We start from the raw sequence: 20,457 nt of genomic DNA, 5'->3' as shown, positions 1-20,457 counted from the left end.
GATGACGGACCAAGGCATGCCGGAACGCCGGCGCCCCGGACGGCTGGGCGTGGGGATAGTCGGAGCGGGCCGCGTCGGGGCCGTGCTCGGCAGCGCGCTGCGCGCGACGGGCCACGCGGTGGTCGGGGCGAGCGGCATCTCCGAGGCCTCGCGCGAGCGCATCGAGATGCTCCTGCCCGGGGTTCCCGTGCTCGAGGTCGAGGAGGTCGTGCGGCGCGCGGAGCTGGTCCTGCTCGCCGTGCCCGACGACGCCCTCCCGGGCCTGGTCTCGGGCCTCGCCGAGGTCGGGGCGTGGCAGGGCGGGCAGATCGTCGTGCACACGTCCGGCCGGTACGGCGCAGGAGTGCTGGACCCGGCGCGCGCGCTGGGCGCGATCCCGCTCGCGATCCACCCCGCCATGACGTTCTCCGGCACCTCGCTCGACCTGTCGCGCCTCGAGGGCACGACGTTCGCGGTCACGGGACCGGCCCCGGTCCAGCCCATCGGGCAGGCCCTCGTGGTCGAGCTCGGCGGCGAGCCCGTCGTGGTCGAGGAGGAGGCCCGCGGGCTCTACCACGCAGCCCTCGCGCACGGGGCGAACCACCTCGTGGTCCTCGTCGCGCAGGCCGCGCAGGCCCTCGAGGCCGCTGGCGTCGAGCAGCCGGGGCGCGTGCTGGCCCCGTTGCTCTCGGCGGCGCTCGACGGCGCGACGCGTTCCGCCGACGCGGGCGGGGGAGCGGGCCCGGGGGCCATCTCGGCCCTGACGGGTCCGGTGTCGCGCGGGGACGTGGGCACGGTCGCCGAGCACCTCGAGGTGCTGCACGCGCTGGCCGTGACCTCGGCCCAGGAGTCGGCGCCGCACGTCGCCGCGACCGACGTGCCCGCGTCCTACCGCGAGCTCAGCCGCGGAGCCACGAGCCGAGCACTGGCCGCAGGGCGCATCGACGCCCGCCAGGCCCAGGAGCTGCTCGACGTCCTCGAGGAAGGTCAGTGATGTCCGTCCCCCCGCCCGTCACCCGGGTGCAGCCGCTCGTCGTCCGCACACGTGCCGCGCTGCGCACGGCCCTGGAGGCCCCTGCCGGGACCGCCGCCGGAGCACCCGAGGGGGCTGCGCCGTCGGGCACCGCGGGTCCCCGCCCGGACGCACCGCCGCGGACCGCTGCGCGAGCCGTCGTCATGACCATGGGGGCGCTCCACGACGGGCACCTGCAGCTCGTGCGCGCGGCGCGCGAGCGCGTCGGCCCCACGGGACAGGTCGTCGTCACGGTGTTCGTGAACCCCCTGCAGTTCGGGCCCGACGAGGACCTCGACCGCTACCCGCGCGACCTCGACGCCGACGTGGCGCTCCTCGCAGGGCTCGACGAGCCCGCACCGGGCCGCCCGGCCGTGGACCTGGTGTTCGCCCCTTCGGTCGAGGAGATGTACCCCGGCGGCGACCCGATCGTGCGCGTCACGTCGGGGCGCATCGGCACGGTCCTCGAGGGGGCCTTCCGCCCCGGACACTTCGACGGTGTCCTGACCGTGGTGCTCAAGCTGCTGCACCTGACCCGCCCGGACGTCGCGTTCTACGGCGAGAAGGACGCGCAGCAGCTCCTCGCGATCCGCCGCATGGTCGCCGACCTGAACGTCGACGTCGAGGTCGTCGGGGTGCCGATCGTGCGCGACGACGACGGGCTCGCGCTGTCCTCGCGCAACGCGTACCTGTCGGCGCAGGAACGGGCCGACGCGCTGACCCTGAGCCGGGCGCTGCGTGCCGGGGCCGCGGCCGCGGCAGCCGGCCAGGGCGGGGCGGGAGCCATCGAGGTGGCCTCGGGAATGCTCAACGAGCACCCCGGCGTTGTGGTCGATTACCTCGCACTGGTCGACCCGACTACCGTGGACGACCTGGAACCGGAGTACGTGGGACCTGCGCTGCTGCTCGTGGCGGCGCGCGTGGGCTCCACCCGACTGATCGACAACCTGGCCGTGGACGTGGCGCCCCCCGTCACCCGCACGGCCCGCCCAGGAGGCACGCAGTGACCCAGACGGGACCGCAGGACGGCACGCGCCGCCCCGCTTCCTTGCAGCGACCCATGATGATCGGGAAGATCCACCGCGCCACCGTGACGCAGGCGGACCTCCACTACGTCGGGTCCGTGACCGTGGACGTGGACCTCCTCGAGGCCGCGGACATCATCTCCGGCCAGCAGGTCGACATCGTCGACGTCACCAACGGCTCACGCCTGACGACGTACGCGATCCCCGGCGAGCGCGGCTCGGGCAAGGTCTGCATCAACGGTGCGGCCGCGCACCTGGTGCACCCGGGGGACACCGTCATCCTCATCGCCTACGGCATGATCGCCGACCACGAGGCGCGGCACTTCCTGCCGAACGTCGTGTTCGTCGACGGTGACAACCGCATCGTCGAGGTCAGCGACGAGCCGGGCCTCGTGCCCGAGGGCTACGACCTCGAGCCGAGCGGGCTGCCCATCGCCCCCTTCCAGTCCGCGTCGGCCGAGTGACCCAGGCCGTGCAGGTGCCCGTCGGCGAGTCCGCGCAGGGCTACCTGCCGGGCGTGGACGGCCGGGTTCCCCGCCGTCTCGCCCGCCGCCTGGCGGCGCCCGCCCCGGGGTGGACGACGACGGCCGACGCGATCGTCGTCGGCTCCGGCATCGCGGGGCTCACCGCGGCGCTCGAGCTGCGCACGCACGTCCCGCGCGTCCTGCTCGTGACCAAGGGTGAGCTGTCGTCCGGCTCGACCGTCTGGGCGCAGGGCGGCATCGCCGCGGCGCTCGACCCGTCGGACTCCCCGGCCGCGCACCTCGAGGACACGCTCGCCGCGGGCGGGGGACTGTGCGACCCGGCCGCGGTCGAGGTCCTCGTGACCGAGGGACCCGAGCGCGTGCGAGAGCTCGTGGGGCGCGGCGCGAACTTCGACCTCGCACCCGACGGCGACATCGCGCTCACGCGCGAGGGAGGCCACCACGCGGACCGCATCGCGCACGCAGGCGGCGACGCCACGGGCGCGGAGATCTCCCGGGCGCTCGTCGCCCAGCTCGAGGCCGTGCTCGCCGACCCCGGCATCGAGGTCATCGAGAACGCGCTCGTGCTCGACGTCCTGACCACCTCGCCCGACGCCCCGGGCGGTGAGCGGGCGTGCGGCGTCACGCTGCACGTGCGGGGCGAGGGCTCGCGCGACGGCGTGGGTGCGGCCCTCGCCCGGGCCGTCGTGCTCGCGACCGGCGGGATCGGTCAGGTCTTCCGCTCCTCGACCAACCCGCCGCAGGCCACGGGCGACGGCATGGCCGCCGCGCTGCGGGCCGGCGCGACGCTCGGTGACGTCGAGTTCGTCCAGTTCCACCCGACCGTGCTGTGGCTCGGCCTCGGCGCCAAGGGCCAGCTCCCGCTGATCTCGGAGGCCGTGCGCGGTGAGGGCGCGATCCTCCTCGACACCGACGGCCACCGGTTCATGCCCGCGGTCCACCCCATGGCCGAGCTCGCGCCGCGCGACGTCGTGGCGCACGCGATCGTGCGCCAGATGGCGGCCACGGGCTCGGACCACGTCCTGCTCGACGCCCGGCACCTCGGTGCCGAGTTCCTGCGCAAGCGGTTCCCGACGATCACCGAGCGCCTGCTCGAGCAGGGCATCGACCTGACCGAGGAACCGATCCCGGTCGCGCCCGCCCAGCACTACCACTCGGGCGGGATCGTCACGGACCTGCACGGGCGCTCGACGCTCGACGGCCTCTACGCCGTGGGCGAGGTCGCGTGCACCGGGGTGCACGGCGCGAACCGTCTCGCGTCGAACTCGCTCCTGGAGGGCCTGGTCTTCGCCTACCGTGCCGCGCAGGAGATCACCGCGCGCGTCGCGGCCGGCGAGCTGCCGCTCGGCGAGCCCGTCGAGCGGGCGGGCGAGGCCGCGCTCGTGCCCGCAGCGGCCCGTTCGCGGGTCCAGTCGATCTCGTCGGCAGGGCCCGGCGTGATCCGGGACGGCGAAGGGCTGCGTACCGCGGCGGACAGGCTCGCGGCGGTCCGCACGGACGCCCACCGGGCGACCGACGTGGTCGCCGTGCCGCAGACCGCCGAGTGGGAGACGACCAACGTCCACCAGGTGGCGACCGTCCTGACCGAGGCGGCGCTGCTGCGCGAGGAGAGCCGGGGCGGACACTTCCGCACCGACTTCCCCGAGGTCGAGCCCGCGTGGGCCCGGCGGATCGAGGTCACGCTCGGCGCCGACGGTGAGCTGCGGCTCGTCTGAGGTGCGGAGCGGGCGGGGTCGCGCGGCCGAGCAGCGGTAGCGTGAGCGCGTGAACTCTCCCTCTCTCATCGAGCCCGGTCTCGACCCCCGGTGGGTCGCCGACATCGTCACGCGCGCCCTCGACGAGGACCTCGGCCCCACGCCCGGACGGGACGTGACCACCCAGGCGACCGTGCCGCCGTCGGGCACGGGGACCGCCCACCTCGTGGCACGCGCCGACGGCGTCGTGGCCGGCCTCGTGGTCGTGGAGGAGGTCACCCGGCAGGTCGCCGAGCGCTTCGGGCTCGCTCCCGTCGCGGTCACCTTCGCCGCGCAGGACGGCGACGCCGTGACCCGCGGCCGTGTCCTCGCGGCCCTCACGGGCCCGGTCCAGGTCATCCTCACGGCCGAGCGCACGCTCCTCAACCTCGCGAGCCGTGCGAGCGGCGTCGCGACCGCGACCCGCGCGTGGGCCCGGGAGCTCGACGGCACGGGCGCCCAGGTGCTCGACACCCGCAAGACCACGCCGGGCCTGCGCGCCCTCGAGAAGTACGCGGTGCGCGCGGGCGGTGGCACGAACAAGCGCATGGGGCTCTACGACGTCGCGATGGTCAAGGACAACCACGTCGTCGCCGCGGGCTCGGTGGCGGGCGCGATCGAGGCCGTCCGCCGGATGTTCCCCGACGTCCTGATCCAGGTCGAGGCCGACACGACCGACCAGGCCATGGAGGCCCTCGACGCGGGCGCCGACTTCCTGCTCCTCGACAACATGCCCACGCCCGTGCTCGCGGACACCGTCCGCCGGGTGCGTGAGCGCGAGGGCGCCCCGGGCGGCCCCGCGAAGATCGAGCTCGAGGCCACCGGCAACCTGACGCTCGACCGGGCGCGCGAGGTCGCCGGGACCGGGGTCGACTACCTGTCGGTCGGGGCGCTCACGCACTCGGCGCCCATCCTCGACCTGGCCCTCGACCTGATCGGCTGAACCGCGGGGCCCCGGAGCCCGGTCGCGGCCCGCAGGCTGCACGAGCACCGCGGGGGAGCGCCGGAATCCCTTCCGGCGCTCCCCGGTAGAATCGACGCGTGACCTCCCCCGATCCCGCTGCCGCTGCCGTGCCCGCCTCCGACGAGACGCCCGTCGTGCCCACCGCCCCGGTGCCCGTCGACGAGTCCGACGACCTCCCCGAGCAGCTGCGGGTCCGGCGCGAGAAGCGTGAGCGCCTGCTGGCGCAGGGCGAGGAGGCCTACCCGGTCTCGGTCCCGCGCACGCACACGATCGCCCAGGTCCGCGCGGCGTACGAGCACCTGGAGAGCGGCCAGGAGACCGACGACGTGGTGGGCGTCGCCGGTCGTGTCGTGTTCCTGCGCAACACGGGCAAGCTCTGCTTCGTCACGCTCCAGGACGGTGAGGGCAACCGCCTCCAGGTCATGCTGAGCCAGGCCGTGGTGGGCGAGGAGTCGCTCGCCGCGTTCAAGGCCGACGTCGACCTGGGGGACCACCTGTTCGCCCACGGGCGCGTCATCAGCTCGCGCCGCGGTGAGCTGAGCATCTTCGCGGACGAGTGGAAGATCGCCGCGAAGTCGCTGCGCCCGCTGCCCGTGCTGCACAAGGAGCTCTCGGAGGAGAGCCGGGTCCGTCAGCGTTACGTCGACCTCATCGCCCGCCCTGCTGCGCGCGACATGGTCCGCCTGCGCGCGGGTGTGGTGCGGTCGTTGCGAGAGAACTTCCACGAGCGCGGCTATCTCGAGGTCGAGACGCCCATGCTGCAGACCATTCATGGCGGTGCGGCGGCCCGCCCGTTCACGACGCACATGAATGCGTTCGACATGGAGCTGTATCTGCGCATCGCCCCCGAGCTCTTCCTCAAGCGTGCGGTCGTGGGCGGTGTCGAGCGCGTGTTCGAGATCAACCGCAACTTCCGCAACGAGGGCGCCGACTCGACGCACTCCCCGGAATTCGCGATGCTCGAGGCGTACGAGGCGTACGGTGACTACAACACCATGGCCGAGCTGACCCAGAACCTGGTGCAGCGTGCCGCCCTGGACACCTTGGGAACCACGGTGGTCGAGCTTCCGGGCGGTGAGGAATACGACCTCGGCGGTGAATGGGCGCAGCTCAAGATGTACGACTCGCTGTCCGAGGCCCTGGGCGAGGAGATCACCCCGGAAACGCCGGTGGAACACCTGTCCAAGATCGCGGACCGCCTCGAGATCTCCTATGACACCAAGCGTGCCGGTCACGGCAAGCTCGTCGAGGCGATCTGGGAGCACCTCGTGGGCGACCACCTGTATGCACCGACATTCGTCCGCGACTTCCCGGTCGAGACGTCTCCCTTGACTCGCGACCACCGCACCGTCAAGGGGCAGGTCGAGAAGTGGGACCTCTACGTCCGCGGTTTCGAGCTGGCCACGGCCTATTCGGAGCTCGTCGACCCGGTCATCCAGCGTCAGCGTTTCGAGGCGCAGGCGCTCCTGGCGGCCGCGGGCGACGACGAGGCCATGCGTCTCGACGAGGACTTCCTCACAGCGATGGAGTACGCGATGCCCCCGTCGGGCGGCATGGGCATGGGGCTGGACCGCCTGCTGATGGCGCTGACCGGCCACGGAATCCGCGAGACGATCCTCTTCCCGCTGGTCAAGCCGGCTCAGTAGCCTCCCGCCGGCTCCGTGGGTGCCGGGTGCGTCGCGGGCGACGTACCCGGTACCCACCGGTCGGTCGTAGACTGGCGGGCATGACTGATTTCTGGCCGGCCGTCTATGCGCTGATCCCGTCGGTCGGGGTCGGTATCCTCTTCTTTTTCGCGATGCGCGCCATCATCCGTTCGGACCGCACGGAACGCCTCGCCATGGCCGAGCTCGACGCCCAGGCGGACGCGGCAGAGCGTCAGCAACGGGCCGCACAGGAATCGTCGACGACTTCTCGCTAGCCGGACACGCTGCTTTCGCTTTGACGTGATTCCGTGAGAATGGCACACTTCGAGATACCAGCATCAATTCTCGAAGACGCGAGGTAGCACAGTGGCACAGAAGGTTCAGGTAATTCTCGTCGACGACGTCGACGGTGGGTCTGCCGACGAGTCCGTGACGTTCGCCCTCGACGGCGTCTCCTACGAGATCGACCTCAGCTCGGCGCACGCCGAGGAATTGCGTGAAGCATTCTCGAAGTGGGTCGGTCACGCTCGCAAGGTCACGCGTGGCGCTGCTCGTCCGGCCGCCAAGAAGGCACGTTCCTCTGCTGCCGGCCCGTCGCGTGCGACGGAGATCCGTGAATGGGCCCGGAACAACGGCTACACGGTGAGCGAGCGCGGTCGTATCTCGGCCGACATCCAGCAGGCATTCGACGCGGCGAACTGAATTCGCCGACGTCTTCCCTCAGGGGCGTCCTGACCGGTTCTCCGCAGTGCGGAGGCCTGGTCAGGGCGCCCCTGACGCATGTCCGGGTGCTACTAGGCTCTGTGCATGACTTCTACCTCGTCGGCGCCCGTGGCTGCCGCGACCTCTCGGACCCTGTGGCTCGGCACGTACCCGGACGGGGCGGACGCGGGGAGCGGCGAGGGGATCTGGCGTCTCGAGGTCGATGCCGCGACGGGTGAGCTGGGCGAGCCTGCACTGGTCGCGGTCACGCCGTCGCCGTCGTTCCTCGCGCTCGACCCGGCCGGTACCCGGCTGTACGCGGTCACGGAGACCGAGCACGGTGCCGTGAGCGGGTTCGCCCTCACGGCGGACGGCGGGCTCGAACCGTTGGGCAGCGTGCCCAGCGGCGGCTCCTACCCGTGCCACGTCGTGGCGGTCGACGGAGCCCTGTGGGTCACCAACTACGGCGACGGCACGTTCGCGGTGCTGCCGCTCGACGTCGAGGGTGCCCCGACCGAGGCGCTGCGGCTCGGTCACCAGGGCACGGGACCCGACGCCGACCGCCAGGAGGGGCCGCACGCCCACTTCGTCGGGGCCGTCGCGGGGGACCCGGTCGTGGTGGACCTGGGGACGGACGAGCTGCGCAGCTACCCGCGCACGGTCGACGACCTGCGCGCCCAGGTGGAGGGCGGCGTGCCCGCGCGCGTCGTCGCCACGTTCCCGGGCGGTGCGGGCCCGCGCCACTTCGCGGTCCTGCCCGGCGCCGCCGGTGTCGACGGTGCTCCTGCTGCCCTGTTCGTCGCGACCGAGCTCGACGCGCGGGTGTACGTCCTGGTCCCGGCCGTGGACGGCTCGTTCGAGGTCGCCGGCTCGGTCCCCGCGACCGCGGCCCCGCTGCCTGAGGGTGGCCGCAGCTACCCGTCGCACGTCGCGCTGAGCGCGGACGGCTCGCGCCTGTTCGTCGCGATCCGCGGGGCGGACGTGCTCTCGACGTTCGCGGTCTCGCGCGACGCCCTGGGGCCCGACGCCGCAGGTCCGGTCCTCGAGCACCTCGCCGACACCCCGTTGGGCGGGGCATGGCCGCGGCACTTCGCGGTGCTGGCTCCTGCGGCCGACGGGACCCCCGAGGCCGACCTGGTGGTCGTGGCGAACCAGAACTCGTCCAACCTCACGGTCGTGCGGATCGACCGGGCGGACGGTGCGGGCACGCTCGTCGACGAGCTCGCGATCCCCGTCCCCGCCTGCGTCGTGGAGGCCTGAGCGTCGTGAAGGACTCGCCGCGCATCGCGATGCTCTCGGTGCACACCTCCCCGCTCGACCAGCCCGGCACGGGCGACGCGGGTGGCATGAACGTGTACATCACCGAGCTGTCGCGGGCGCTGGCGCGGCGCGGCGCGAAGGTCGAGATCTTCACGCGCGCGACGTCGTCGGCCCAGCCTCCCGTGGTCGAGGCCGAGGACGGCGTCCTGGTGCGCCACGTCGTGGCCGGTCCGTTCGAGGGGCTCGACAAGAACGACCTGCCCGGCCAGCTCTGCGCCTTCACGGCCGGGGTCCTGCGAGCCGAGGCACGACGGGACGCGGGGTGGTACGACGTGGTGCACACGCACTACTGGCTCTCGGGGCAGGCGGGCTGGCTCGCTGCGGACCGCTGGGACGTGCCGCTCGTGAACTCGATGCACACCATGGCCCGCGTGAAGAACGCCGCGCTCGCGCCGGGCGACGCCCCTGAGCCGCTCGGCCGGATCATCGGCGAGGAGCAGGTCGTCGCGGAGGCCGACGCGCTCGTGGCGAGCACGCCCGAAGAGTTCAAGGACCTCGTCGAGGAGTACGGGGCCGACCCCGCGAAGGTGCACGTCGTGCCGCCGGGTGTGGACCTGGACCTGTTCTCGCCCCCCGCGCCGGGGGAGACCAAGGAGGCGCTGCGGGCGGCCCTGGGGCTCCCGACAGCCGGTCGGCTCGTGCTCTTCGCGGGTCGCGTCCAGCCGCTCAAGGCGCCCGACGTCCTGGTCCGGGCGCTCGGCGTCCTCGCGGACCACGACGAACCGTTGCCGACCCTCGTGGTCCTGGGCGGCGCGAGCGGTCGCCTGACGGCCGTGCGCGAGCTCGAGGCGCTGGCCTTCCAGATGGGGGTCGCCGACCACGTGATCGTGCGCCCGCCCGTGCCCCGCGAGGAGCTCGTGCGCTACTACCGGGCCGCGGACGTCGTCGCGGTGCCCTCGCACAACGAGTCGTTCGGGCTGGTCGCGGCCGAGGCGCAGGCATCGGGCACGCCCGTGGTCGCCGCGGCCGTGGGCGGGCTGCGGACGGTCGTCGAGGACGGCGTGTCGGGGATCCTGGTCCCCGACCACAACCCGTGGACGTGGTCGCGCACGCTGAGCGACCTCCTCGCCGACGACGCTCGCCGCGCCGAGCTCGCGACCGGCGCCCGGCGCGTGAGCGAGCGCTACGGCTGGGACGCGACGGCCGAGGCCATGCTGTCGGTGTACGCGCAGGCGGCCGAGGTGCGGGCCGCGCGACCGCGCTGACGGGGGAACCCGTCAGCGGGGGCGACGGCCCGGCCCTCTGACGCCGTCGCCGGGCCGCTCCCGTCGGGGGGCCCCCTGCTCGGCCGGGCGCCCCCGACGACCGCTCCGGTCAGCCCCGGCGTTCGAGCACGAAGACCGGGATCTCGCGGTCGGTGCGCTCCTGGTAGTCCGCGTACGGCGGGTACGCCTCGACCGCGCGCTTCCACCACAGGGCCTTCTCCTCGCCCGTGACCTCGCGCGCCGTGTAGTCGTGGCGCTCGGGGCCGTCCTGGAGCTCGACGTGCGGGTCCGCCACGACGTTGTGGTACCAGACGGGGTGCTGGGGCGCTCCTCCGAGCGAGGCCACGACGGCGTAGTCACCGTCGTGCTCGACGCGCATGAGCGGGGTCTTGCGGATCTTCCCGCTCTTGGCGCCCAGGGTCCACAGGATGACGACGGGCATCCCGTTCATGGTCGTGCCCTTGGTCCCGCCCGAGCTCTCGTAGAGCTCGGTCTGCTTGCGCGCGCGGTCGTTGGGGCTCGGTGCGTACTCTCCGGTGATCGGCATACCGAGTGCAACGCGTGGCGCGCGTCACCATTCCCGAGCAGGTGATTCCCGTTCCGTAGATGTTCGGTGACCATTTCCCGGGACAGCGCTGCCACGGCCGCTGCGGTACGGGATGATGGTCACCATGACCTACACCCTCGTGCTGCTCCGCCACGGCGAGAGCGAATGGAATGCCAAGAACCTGTTCACCGGCTGGGTGGACGTCGCACTCTCGGAGAAGGGCGTCGAGGAGGCGAAGCGCGGAGGCGAGCTCCTCAAGGAGGCCGGCATCCTGCCCGACGTCGTCCACACCTCGCTCCTGCGTCGCGCGATCACCACGGCGAACCTCGCCCTGGACGCCGCCGACCGTCACTGGATCCCCGTGAAGCGCTCGTGGCGCCTCAACGAGCGCCACTACGGTGCGCTCCAGGGCAAGGACAAGAAGCAGACGCTCGAGGAGTTCGGCGAGGAGCAGTTCATGCTGTGGCGTCGTTCCTACGACGTGCCGCCGCCCGCGATCGAGAAGGGCTCGGAGTTCTCGCAGGACGCCGACCCGCGCTACGCGGGCGAGCCCGAGGTCCTCACCGAGTGCCTCAAGGACGTCCTCGAGCGTGAGATGCCCTACTGGGAGTCGGACATCATCCCCGACCTCAAGGCCGGCAAGACCGTCCTGGTCGCCGCTCACGGCAACTCGATCCGCGCGATCGAGAAGTACCTCGACGACATCTCGGACGAGGACATCGCGGGCCTGAACATCCCCACGGGCATCCCGGTCGTCTACGAGCTCGACGAGAACTTCAAGCCGATCGTCAAGGGTGGCACGTACCTGGACCCGGACGCCGCGGCAGCCGCGGTGGCCGCGGTCGCGAACCAGGGTCGCTGACCTCGACGCACTGACGCGAACGCCCGACGGCGCCGCTCCCCTCGCGAGGGGAGCGGCGCCGTCGGGCGTTCATGGTGCGGGGGAGACGTGCGTCCTGGTGCTCGGCGCCGGGAGAGGCGTCGCCGGCCCCTCGCTGCCGAGCACGTGGTCGGCAGCGGGAGGGACCCGGGGGACGGCTAGGCGCGCGCGGCCTGCCCGCGGTCGTCCGCGAAGTCGCCCGTGACGAGGAACGTCACGCGCTTGGCGATCGAGACGCCGTGGTCGCCGAACCGCTCGTAGTACCGGCCCACGAGAGTCACGTCGACCGTCTCCTGCGGGGTGCCCGTCCAGTCCGGGCCCAGGATCGCCGCGAACGTGTCCTGGTGCAGGTGGTCGAGCAGGTCGTCGTCGCGCTCGACGTTCGCCGCGACCGTCAGGTCGCGCGTCGTCAGGAGCGTCGTGGTGCGGCGCGCGACCCGGGTCGCGGCGTCGTGCATCTGGGCGAACGTCCCCTCCAGCAGGGGGTGGATCGCGTGCGCCGGGTAACGGCCGCGCGCGACCTGGGCGACGTGACGCGCGAGGTCGCCCATGCGCTCGAGCGTGGCGCTCATGCGCAGCGCGCTCACGACGACACGCAGGTCGGTCGCGACCGGCTGCTGCTGCGCGAGCAGCAGGACGCAGCGCTCGTCGAGCTCGCGCTCGAGCGCGTCGATCGCGTGGTCGGACGCGATCACGGACTGTGCGAGCTGGAGGTCTGCAGTGAGCAGCGCCGTCCCCGCCCGACTGATGGCAGACTCGACCAAGCGACTCATCTCGGCAAGGTCGTCACCGACCTGCTTGAGCTCGGCCTCGAAGATTTCCCGCATCGCATCCCTTTCATGGTGACCAGCAACCCCCACCATGTCAGGCCAGGTGAACGGGGAGGTGAACGGTCAGGTGAACGACAGGACGCCGCCAGGTGAACTCTTGGACGCGCGGTGACCGAACCGTCCAGGAACGGCCAGGAACGGTCGGGCGCGGCCGTCTCCGACCGTACGCTGGAGCCGTGGAAGGAATCCAGGAGGGCGTCGGGCTGCTCGTCGCCGGGGTCATCGGGCTGCTCGTCGGCGTGTTCGCGACGCTCGCGTTCCGGTTCAGCGAGCGCAGCACGCACCGCATGCCCGACGGCGAGGCCCCCGAGCTCGACGAAGGGCTCGTGCGCGTGCTCGCGGTGCTGCGCTCGGCCGCCGTGGTCCTCGACAGCGAGGGCGAGGTCGTGCGGGCCAGCCCGCCCGCCTACGCCCTGGGCGTGGTGCGGGGCGACGCGGTCGTGCACGCCGCGATCCTCGACATGATCGCCGAGGTCCAGCGCGACGGCGTGATCCGCGACGAGGAGCTCGAGCTCCCGCGTGGCCCCGTCGGTCGCGGCATGGTCATGCTCCAGGTCCGGGTCGCGCAGGTCGGACCGCACCACATCCTCGTGCTCGCGGAGGACCGGACCGAGGCGCGGCGCATCGACGCGATCCGCCGCGACTTCGTCGTCAACGTCTCGCACGAGCTCAAGACGCCGGTGGGCGCGCTCGCGCTGCTCGCCGAGACCGTCCAGGACGCGGCGGACGACCCGGTCGCGGTCCGCCGCTTCACGGGGCGCATGCAGCAGGAGGCCACGCGCCTGTCCGCGCTGGTCCAGGAGATCATCGAGCTCTCGCGCCTCCAGGTCGCCGGCGCGCTCCAGGCCGTCACGACCGTGCCCGTGCGCGGCGTGGTCGAGGAGTCCGTCGACCGGGCGCGCACCAACGCCCAGGGCAAGGGCATCGTCCTGACGGTCGGCGGAGACCTCGACGCGGTCGTCTACGGCGACCACGCGCTGCTCGTGACCGCGGTCCGCAACCTGCTCGACAACGCGGTCGCCTACTCGGGCGAGAACACGCGGGTCGGGGTCGGCGTGAGCGTCGTGGGAGACCTCGTCGAGATCGCGGTCGTCGACCAGGGCATCGGGATCTCCGAGGGCGAGCAGCAGCGCGTGTTCGAGCGCTTCTACCGGGTCGACCCCGCGCGCTCGCGCGACACGGGCGGCACGGGTCTGGGCCTGAGCATCGTCAAGCACATCGCGGCGGACCACGGCGGCGAGGTGACCATGTGGTCCGAGCCCGGCCGCGGTTCGACGTTCACCCTGCGCATCCCCGCGGCGGACCCGACCGCGGTGGAGGCCGCGTCGTCGGGGGGCGACGGCACTGAAGGCACTGCCGGCGCTGACGGCACCGAGAGCACCGAGGGCACTGGCCGCCCTGAAGGCGCCGGAGGCGCGCGGAGCGTCGACGGCACCGAGAGCACCCCCGGACCCGAGGGCCAGGCCCCGACCGACGTCGCCGCCCCCTCCGGGGCGGGCGACCCACAGACCGATCCCTACCCCGGCACGTCCCCCAGAACCAAGGAGGTGGGTGCGTGACGCGCATCCTGGTCGTCGAGGACGAGGAGTCGTACCGCGACCCTCTGACCTACCAGCTGGCCCGTGAGGGCTTCGACGTCGTCGAGGCGGCCACGGGGCCCGAGGCCCTCGCCGCCTACGACGCGGGCGGCGCGGACCTCGTGCTGCTCGACCTCATGCTCCCCGGCCTGAGCGGCACCGAGGTGTGTCGCGAGCTGCGCCAGCGCGGCAACGTGCCCGTCATCATGCTCACGGCCAAGGACTCCGAGATCGACAAGGTCGTGGGGCTCGAGCTCGGGGCCGACGACTACGTGACCAAGCCCTACTCGTTCCGCGAGCTCCTCGCGCGCGTGCGCGCCGTGCTGCGGCGCCAGGGCGGCTCGGAGGCCGCCGCGGGCGAGCCCGAGGACGACGGCGCGCTCGAGGTCGGTCCGGTCAAGATGGACGTCGAGCGGCACACCGTCTCGGTGCACGGGGAGCTCGTCTCGTTCCCGCTCAAGGAGTTCGACCTGCTCGAGCTGCTGCTGCGCAACGCGGGCCGCGTCCTGACGCGCGGGCAGCTCATCGACCGTGTGTGGGGGGCCGACTACGTGGGGGACACCAAGACCCTCGACGTGCACGTCAAGCGCATCCGCTCGAAGATCGAGCCGGACCCCGCGACCCCGCGCTACCTGCTCACGGTCCGCGGGCTCGGCTACAAGGTGGCCGACGGCGAGTCGTAGGACCGGCCCGCTGCGGGTGTCGCTGCGGTTCCGGCGGCCCGGAGGTGCTGGTCGGACTGCTGTGCCCGGAGGTGCTGGTTGGACTGCTGTGCCCGACTGGGCCCGGCAGTGCTGGCAGTGCCGACAGTGCCGGGGACGGTGGCGCCCGACCTCAGGGACCGCCCGTCCCGCCCGGCTCGGTGCCTCTCGACCCAGTGCCGCTCGGGCCGGCGGGCCCGCTCGGCCCCTCACGGTCCGCCCTGCGCCGCGGCCGCCCGCGCAGGGGGCCGCGGCGCTCGGGCGTCCGCTGCTCGTCGGCGGGCCTCGGCGGCCCAGGGACGTCGCTGCCGTAGAGCTCGTCCCACTGCTCGGAGATGGTCTCGGTCACGCGGCGCGTGACGTGCTGGGTGAGGACCAGGCGGGCCTGGGCCCGTTCGGCGCGCAGGATCGCGCTGTGCTCCTCGCGCAGCGCGATCACGGTCGACAGAGCCATCCCGATCATGACGACCGAGAACGGCAGGGCGATGAGGATCGCAGCCGTCTGCAGAGCGGTGAGACCACCCGAGATCAGGAGTGCCATCGCGAGGAGGCCGGACAGCACGGCCCACAGGATGCGGTTCCAGACCGCGGGGTGCGGGTCGCCACCCGAGGTCAGCATCCCGACGACGAACGAGCCCGAGTCGGCCGACGTCACGAAGAACACCCCGATGAGCACGATCGCAAGCACCGTGAGGACCGGGCCGCCCGGCAGGTCGCCCAGGAGCTGGAACAGCACGGTGTCGGTGTCGACGCTCCCGTCGGCGCCTATGAGACCGCCGTCGCCGAAGATCTGCCGGTAGAGCGCCGAGCCGCCGAAGATCGAGAACCACAGGAACGTCACGAGCGTGGGGACCAGGAGCGTTCCCATGACGAACTCGCGGATGGTGCGCCCGCGCGAGATGCGCGCGATGAAGACGCCCACGAACGGGGCCCACGAGATCCACCAGCCCCAGTAGAAGATGGTCCACGACGACTGCCACTCGAGCCCGGCGTCGCCCTGGAAGGCCGTCGTGTCGAACGTCAGGCGGATGACGTTCTGGAGGTAGTACCCCATGGACTGCACGTAGTCGCGCAGGAGGAACAGCGTGGGTCCGACGACGAGGACCGTGAGGGCGAGGACGCCGGCCAGGACCATGTTCCCGTTGGAGAGCCACTTCATGCCGCGCCCCAGGCCCGAGGCGACCGAGAGGGTCGCGACGGCTGTGATCCCGATGATGAGGCCGATCTGGAGCGCCAGGCCCGGCTCGGCGACGTTCAGGAAGCCGAGCCCGGCCCCGATCTGCAGCACACCGAAGCCCAGCGAGGTCGCGACACCGAACACCGTGCCCAGCACCGCGACGACGTCGACCACGTCGCCCAGGCGGCCCTTGACCCGGTCGCCGAGCAAGGGTTCGAGGGCCCACCGGATCGAGACGGGGCGCCCCTTGCGGTGGATCGCGTAGGCGAGCGCGAGGCCCGCGACGACGTAGATCGCCCAGGCGTGCACGCCCCAGTGGAGGTAGCTCTGTCCCATCGCGGCCTGCGCGAGTGCCGCCGGGTCGCCCGTGACGCCGGGCTTGGGCGACGCGTAGTGCGTCAGCGGCTCGGCCGCTCCCCAGTACACGAGCCCGATCCCCATACCGGTCGCGAACAGCATCGCGAACCACACGGGCAGCCGGAACAGCGGGGTCTCGTCGTCCTTGCCGAGCACGATGTCGCCGAAGCGGCTCAGGCCCATCCACAGCGCGAAGATGACGAACCCGGCCACGATCAGCACGTAGTACCAGCCGAACGCTCCGATGACGTCGGCCTGGAGCGTGCTCAGGACAGCGGTCGTCCCGTCGGTGAAGACCATCGCGAGCAGGACGAACAGCAGGATGAGCCCCGCGGCGGGGTAGAAGACGCGGGGGTACATGCGCCCGGGCGGCACGGGGACCTCGACGGCCACGGCCGCGGTGACGTTGTCTGCTCCGGCCTCCGTGCCCGACGCCGGGGCGGGAGCGGGGGAGGAGGCGCTGTCGCCCGCCGGCGCGGTCTCGCCCGCTCCGAGGGGGACGTCCGGCGTCGAGGACGACGCGGGTACGTCGGTCGACCGCGGCGCGGTCTCGTCCTCGCTCGCGCCGCTGCCGGGGTGATCGCTCGTGCCGTCGTCGCTCACGCGAGGTCTCCTGACGTTCGTCCGTGCGGGTCGTGCGATGCCCGTGAGCGAGGGGCCGACGACGTGCAGGTGCCGGCTCGGTCTGCTCGACGACCTGTTCCTGCCAGCGTTCCCGACCTGCCGGGATGAGGCAACCGCTGGCTCCCGGGAGGGGCCGTGGAAGCCCCTGGCGCGGGGGTTTATCCACAGGCCGCAAGAGTCTGTGCACTGTTCATCTGTCGTTCACCCGGACAACCGGAGCGCGTCACCCGGCCTGCTTAGCGTCGTTGTTGTCACCGGCGCTCGCTGGTGCCGCCCCCGCGTTGAACAGGATGGAAGAAGAGAGTGAAGCTCAGCCGATTCACCCGCGCAGGTTCCGCAGCAGCCGTCGGCATGCTCGCGTTGACGTTGGCAGCGTGCGGCTCGAACAGCACCGACTCCGGTGGCGACGCCACCACTGATGGCGCAGCGAGCGGCTCGACCGAGGACCTCACGGGCACGCTCGCCGGTGCCGGCGCCTCGTCCCAGGAGAAGGCCGTGGCCGGCTGGATCGCCGGCTTCGGCGACATCGCCCCCGGTGTGACCGTCAGCTACGACGCGGTCGGCTCCGGCGGAGGCCGCGAGCAGTTCCTGTCCGGCGCGACGCAGTTCGCCGGTTCCGACGCCGCCCTCAAGGAGGACGAGCTCGCGACCGCGACCGACCGCTGCTTCGGCGGCGAGGCGATCGAGGTCCCGCTCTACATCAGCCCCATCGCCGTGATCTACAACCTGCCCGGTGTCGACACCGAGCACCTCCAGCTCTCGGCCGAGACGCTCGCGAAGATCTTCAACCGCGAGATCACCACCTGGAACGACCCGGCGATCGCCGCGGAGAACGAGGGCGTCGAGCTCCCCGCGACCGCGATCATCCCCGTGAACCGTTCCGACGAGTCCGGCACCACGGAGAACTTCACCGAGTACCTCGCGGCCGCCTCGAACGGTGCGTGGCCGCACGAGGCCAGCGGCGACTGGCCTCTGTCCGGCGGTCAGTCGGGCCAGGGCACGCAGGGTGTCGTCGACACCGTCACGGGTGCCGAGGGCGCCATCGGGTACGCCGACGCCTCGCGTGCCGGTGACCTGGGCACGGTCGCGATCAAGGTCGGCGAGGAGTACGTGCCGTTCTCGCCCGAGGCCGCGGCCAAGGTCGTCGACGCCTCGCCGCGTGCAGCGGACGCGACCGACAAGCGCCTCGTCGTCGAGATCGACCGCACCACGACCGAGGCCGGCGCCTACCCGCTGGTCCTCATCTCCTACTCGATCGCGTGCGACACCTACGACAAGGCCGAGGACGCCGCGAACGTCAAGGCGTACCTGACCTACGTCGCCAGCGAGGAGGGCCAGGCGCGCGCTGCCGAGGCCTCCGTCGCCGGCTCCGCCCCGATCTCGAGCGCGCTGCGCACCGAGGTCCAGGCAGCGCTCGACTCGATCACCGTCAAGAGCTGATCGAAGAGCTGCACACGGTCGTACACCCAGGGGCGGGTCGCGTCGAGGCTGTCAGCCCGGCGCGGCCCGCCACGGGCGCGTGACCCCCGGATCGTCGTCCTACCACCGCCGCACCTCAGTCATCGGAGCATCAGTGGCCGTCACCTCTCCTCCCTCCACCCGAGCCGGGCTCGGGTCCGAGCCCCAGGTCCCCGCGACCAAGGGCGGCCTGGCCGGCCGGGTCTTCGCCGGCCTGTCGACCGGCGCCGGGATCCTCATCCTCGTGGTCCTCGCCGCGGTGGCCGTGTTCCTCGTCATCGAGGCGTGGCCCGCGCTGACGGCCAGCCCCGAGGAGCTCCAGGAGATCTCCTGGTTCAAGGCGGACTCGCTGCTCGCGTACGTCGGTCCGCTCGTGTTCGGGACGCTGCTCGCCTCGATCCTCGCGCTCGCGATCGCGGTCCCGGTCTCGGTGGGCATCGCGCTCTTCATCTCGCACTACGCGCCCCGGCGCCTGGCGCAGGGGCTCGGCTACCTGATCGACCTCCTCGCGGCCATCCCGAGCGTCGTGTACGGCCTGTGGGGCGCCCTGTGGCTGCTCCCGATCCTCAACCCGTTCTTCACGTGGCTGAGCGGGACCCTGGGCTTCATCCCGCTGTTCGCCGGCTACCAGGCCCCGGCCAAGAACATCATGTCGGCCTCGATCGTCCTCGCGGTCATGATCCTGCCGATCATCACGGCGGTCTCGCGCGAGGTGTTCCTCCAGACCCCGGTGCTCCACGAGGAGGCCTCCCTGGCCCTCGGGGCGACGCGCTGGGAGATGGTCCGCATGGCGGTCCTGCCGTTCGGTCGCTCGGGCGTGATCAGCGCCTCGATGCTGGGCCTCGGCCGCGCGCTCGGCGAGACCATGGCCGTGCTCATGGTCATCTCGCCCGGGTTCCTCTACTCGCTGTTCCTCCTCAAGCCGGGACAGCAGCAGACGATCGCCGCGAACATCGCCTCGAAGTTCCCTGAGGCGAGCGGCCTCGCGGTGAGCACCCTCATCGCGACGGGCCTCGCGCTGTTCGTCATCACGTTCGTCGTCAACATGATCGCGCGCTGGATCATCGCGCGCCGCAAGGAATTCTCGGGAGCGAACTGATGACGGTCACCGACCTCACCCCCGCCACGCCCGGCGTCCCCGACGGCTCGGGCACCCTCCAGCTCGTCGCGACGCAGAAGCGTCTGCCGCGCTGGGCGCCGTGGGCCTTCGCCGCGGGCGGCGTGCTCGTCGCTCTCGGCATCCTCGCGATCACGGGCACCCCCACGATCGCGGGCGTCCTGGGTCTGGGCGCCGTGCTCTACGCCCTGGGCCTCACGATCACCTCGCGCGTCGTCGAGGGCGCCCGCTGGGCCACCGACCGCCTCGCGACCACGCTCGTGACCTTCGCGTTCCTGCTCGCGCTGATCCCGCTCGTCTCGCTCCTGTGGATCGTGGTCACGCGCGGCGCGAAGCTCTTCGGGGCGACGTTCCTGTCGACCGACATGGTCGGCGTCTACGGCGACATGACGAGCGGCGGGATCTGGCACGCGATCGTCGGCACGCTCCTCATCACGGGCGCGGCGACGGTCATCTCGGTCCCGATCGGCCTGCTCACGGCGATCTACCTGGTCGAGTACGGGCGCGGCGCCCTGGCCCGCTGGATCACGTTCCTCGTGGACGTCATGACGGGCATCCCCTCGATCGTCGCGGGTCTGTTCGCGTTCTCGCTCTTCACGCTGATCTTCGGTCCCGCGTACCGCGCGGGGATCATGGGCGCGGTCGCGCTGTCGCTCCTCATGACCCCGGTCGTCATCCGGTCGGTCGAGGAGATGCTGCGCCTGGTCCCCAACGAGCTGCGCGAGGCCTCGCTCGCGCTGGGCGTGCCCAAGTGGCTCACGATCGTCAAGGTCGTCCTGCGGACCTCGATCGCGGGCATCGTCACGGGCGTCATGCTCTCGATCGCCCGGGTCATCGGGGAGACGGCCCCCCTGCTCCTCACGGTCGGTCTCATCACGCAGGTCAACTGGGACCTCTTCGACGGTCGCATGGCGACCCTCCCGGTCTTCGCCTACCGCCAGTACGAGCAGGGCGGCGTGGGGATCGACCGGGCCTGGGCCGCGGCCCTGACCCTGATCCTGATCGTCATGCTGCTCAACCTGATCGCGCGCCTCATCAGCCGCCTGTTCTCGCCCAAGACCGCTCGCTGAGCCGAGCCCAGCAGTCGAGCCGGACCGCGCACCTCGCGCGACCGGCCA

General features: G+C 72.2%; 19 protein-coding genes. 16 read left to right on the top strand and 3 right to left on the bottom strand.

Features of this window, described 5'->3' with window-relative positions; translation table 11 throughout:
* Position 1 precedes the first annotated feature (1 nt).
* From ASE15_RS01020 to mshA, 10 genes are all read left to right on the top strand, one after another.
* Entirely contained in the window at positions 2-973 is a 972-nt protein-coding gene (locus ASE15_RS01020; protein ID WP_056760609.1) for a Rossmann-like and DUF2520 domain-containing protein, read from the top strand.
* Positions 973-1,998 carry a pantoate--beta-alanine ligase gene (gene panC, locus ASE15_RS01015; protein WP_056760606.1) on the top strand — a complete coding sequence of 342 codons (1,026 nt, stop codon included), beginning with the start codon at positions 973-975 and terminating at the stop codon, positions 1,996-1,998. The genes ASE15_RS01020 and panC overlap by 1 nt, the downstream gene beginning before the upstream one ends.
* Before the next feature lie 53 nt (positions 1,999-2,051).
* A complete protein-coding gene (gene panD / locus ASE15_RS01010) occupies positions 2,052-2,480 on the top strand; it encodes an aspartate 1-decarboxylase (protein ID WP_056760604.1) in 429 nt (142 codons plus the stop codon).
* A gap of 53 nt (positions 2,481-2,533) precedes the next feature.
* Positions 2,534-4,216, top strand: coding sequence for an L-aspartate oxidase (locus ASE15_RS01005; protein WP_056646547.1), 1,683 nt, complete (start codon positions 2,534-2,536; stop codon positions 4,214-4,216).
* 49 nt (positions 4,217-4,265) lie between these two features.
* On the top strand, positions 4,266-5,177 hold the full coding sequence (gene nadC / locus ASE15_RS01000; RefSeq protein WP_056645224.1) for a carboxylating nicotinate-nucleotide diphosphorylase: 912 nt from the start codon (positions 4,266-4,268) through the stop codon (positions 5,175-5,177).
* Positions 5,178-5,332: 155 nt separating this feature from the next.
* Positions 5,333-6,844, top strand: a complete 1,512-nt coding sequence (lysS, locus tag ASE15_RS00995) for a lysine--tRNA ligase (RefSeq protein WP_056646549.1) — start codon at positions 5,333-5,335, stop codon at positions 6,842-6,844.
* 80 nt (positions 6,845-6,924) lie between these two features.
* The gene (locus ASE15_RS00990) at positions 6,925-7,119 is read left to right on the top strand and encodes a hypothetical protein (protein WP_056760600.1); all 195 of its coding nucleotides are present in this window, start codon (positions 6,925-6,927) and stop codon (positions 7,117-7,119) included.
* A gap of 91 nt (positions 7,120-7,210) precedes the next feature.
* The gene (locus ASE15_RS00985) at positions 7,211-7,546 is read left to right on the top strand and encodes an Lsr2 family protein (RefSeq protein WP_056645228.1); all 336 of its coding nucleotides are present in this window, start codon (positions 7,211-7,213) and stop codon (positions 7,544-7,546) included.
* Between the two features lie 105 nt (positions 7,547-7,651).
* Entirely contained in the window at positions 7,652-8,806 is a 1,155-nt protein-coding gene (locus ASE15_RS00980; protein ID WP_056760598.1) for a beta-propeller fold lactonase family protein, read from the top strand.
* A gap of 29 nt (positions 8,807-8,835) precedes the next feature.
* Positions 8,836-10,071: a D-inositol-3-phosphate glycosyltransferase gene (mshA, locus tag ASE15_RS00975; protein WP_056646551.1), complete on the top strand. Its 1,236-nt coding sequence runs from the start codon at positions 8,836-8,838 to the stop codon at positions 10,069-10,071.
* 109 nt (positions 10,072-10,180) lie between these two features.
* On the opposite strand, the gene ASE15_RS00970 is transcribed toward mshA, so the two are convergent.
* Positions 10,181-10,618: a nitroreductase family deazaflavin-dependent oxidoreductase gene (locus ASE15_RS00970; RefSeq protein ID WP_056760595.1), complete on the bottom strand. Its 438-nt coding sequence runs from the start codon at positions 10,616-10,618 to the stop codon at positions 10,181-10,183.
* A 124-nt stretch (positions 10,619-10,742) separates the two neighbouring features.
* Between ASE15_RS00970 and ASE15_RS00965 the strand changes: the two genes are divergently transcribed.
* Entirely contained in the window at positions 10,743-11,480 is a 738-nt protein-coding gene (locus ASE15_RS00965; protein ID WP_056646553.1) for a phosphoglyceromutase, read from the top strand.
* Positions 11,481-11,656: 176 nt separating this feature from the next.
* Here ASE15_RS00965 and phoU read toward each other — a convergent pair whose 3' ends face one another.
* Positions 11,657-12,325: a phosphate signaling complex protein PhoU gene (phoU, locus tag ASE15_RS00960; RefSeq protein WP_056645233.1), complete on the bottom strand. Its 669-nt coding sequence runs from the start codon at positions 12,323-12,325 to the stop codon at positions 11,657-11,659.
* A gap of 179 nt (positions 12,326-12,504) precedes the next feature.
* Between phoU and ASE15_RS00955 the strand changes: the two genes are divergently transcribed.
* On the top strand, positions 12,505-13,887 hold the full coding sequence (locus ASE15_RS00955) for a cell wall metabolism sensor histidine kinase WalK (RefSeq protein ID WP_082618074.1): 1,383 nt from the start codon (positions 12,505-12,507) through the stop codon (positions 13,885-13,887).
* Positions 13,884-14,588 carry a response regulator transcription factor gene (locus ASE15_RS00950; RefSeq protein WP_056760590.1) on the top strand — a complete coding sequence of 235 codons (705 nt, stop codon included), beginning with the start codon at positions 13,884-13,886 and terminating at the stop codon, positions 14,586-14,588. The genes ASE15_RS00955 and ASE15_RS00950 overlap by 4 nt, the downstream gene beginning before the upstream one ends.
* Positions 14,589-14,739: 151 nt before the next feature.
* Here the strand turns inward: ASE15_RS00950 and ASE15_RS00945 are convergent, their stop codons facing one another.
* On the bottom strand, positions 14,740-16,743 hold the full coding sequence (locus ASE15_RS00945) for a BCCT family transporter (protein ID WP_369800528.1): 2,004 nt from the start codon (positions 16,741-16,743) through the stop codon (positions 14,740-14,742).
* 372 nt (positions 16,744-17,115) lie between these two features.
* Here ASE15_RS00945 and pstS point away from each other — a divergent pair, with 372 nt between their 5' ends.
* The 3 genes from pstS to pstA all read left to right on the top strand — a co-directional run bounded on the left by pstS (position 17,116) and on the right by pstA (position 20,409).
* Entirely contained in the window at positions 17,116-18,204 is a 1,089-nt protein-coding gene (gene pstS, locus ASE15_RS00940; RefSeq protein WP_056761374.1) for a phosphate ABC transporter substrate-binding protein PstS, read from the top strand.
* Between the two features lie 133 nt (positions 18,205-18,337).
* The gene (pstC, locus tag ASE15_RS00935; RefSeq protein ID WP_056645239.1) at positions 18,338-19,321 is read left to right on the top strand and encodes a phosphate ABC transporter permease subunit PstC; all 984 of its coding nucleotides are present in this window, start codon (positions 18,338-18,340) and stop codon (positions 19,319-19,321) included.
* Positions 19,321-20,409, top strand: coding sequence for a phosphate ABC transporter permease PstA (gene pstA / locus ASE15_RS00930; protein ID WP_056645240.1), 1,089 nt, complete (start codon positions 19,321-19,323; stop codon positions 20,407-20,409). The genes pstC and pstA overlap by 1 nt, the downstream gene beginning before the upstream one ends.
* The last annotated feature ends 48 nt before the right edge of the window (positions 20,410-20,457 follow it).

The sequence above is a fragment of the Oerskovia sp. Root22 genome (assembly GCF_001429135.1).
Classification (GTDB): domain Bacteria; phylum Actinomycetota; class Actinomycetes; order Actinomycetales; family Cellulomonadaceae; genus Oerskovia; species Oerskovia enterophila.
This window is presented reverse-complemented; position numbering and strand designations above follow the sequence as displayed.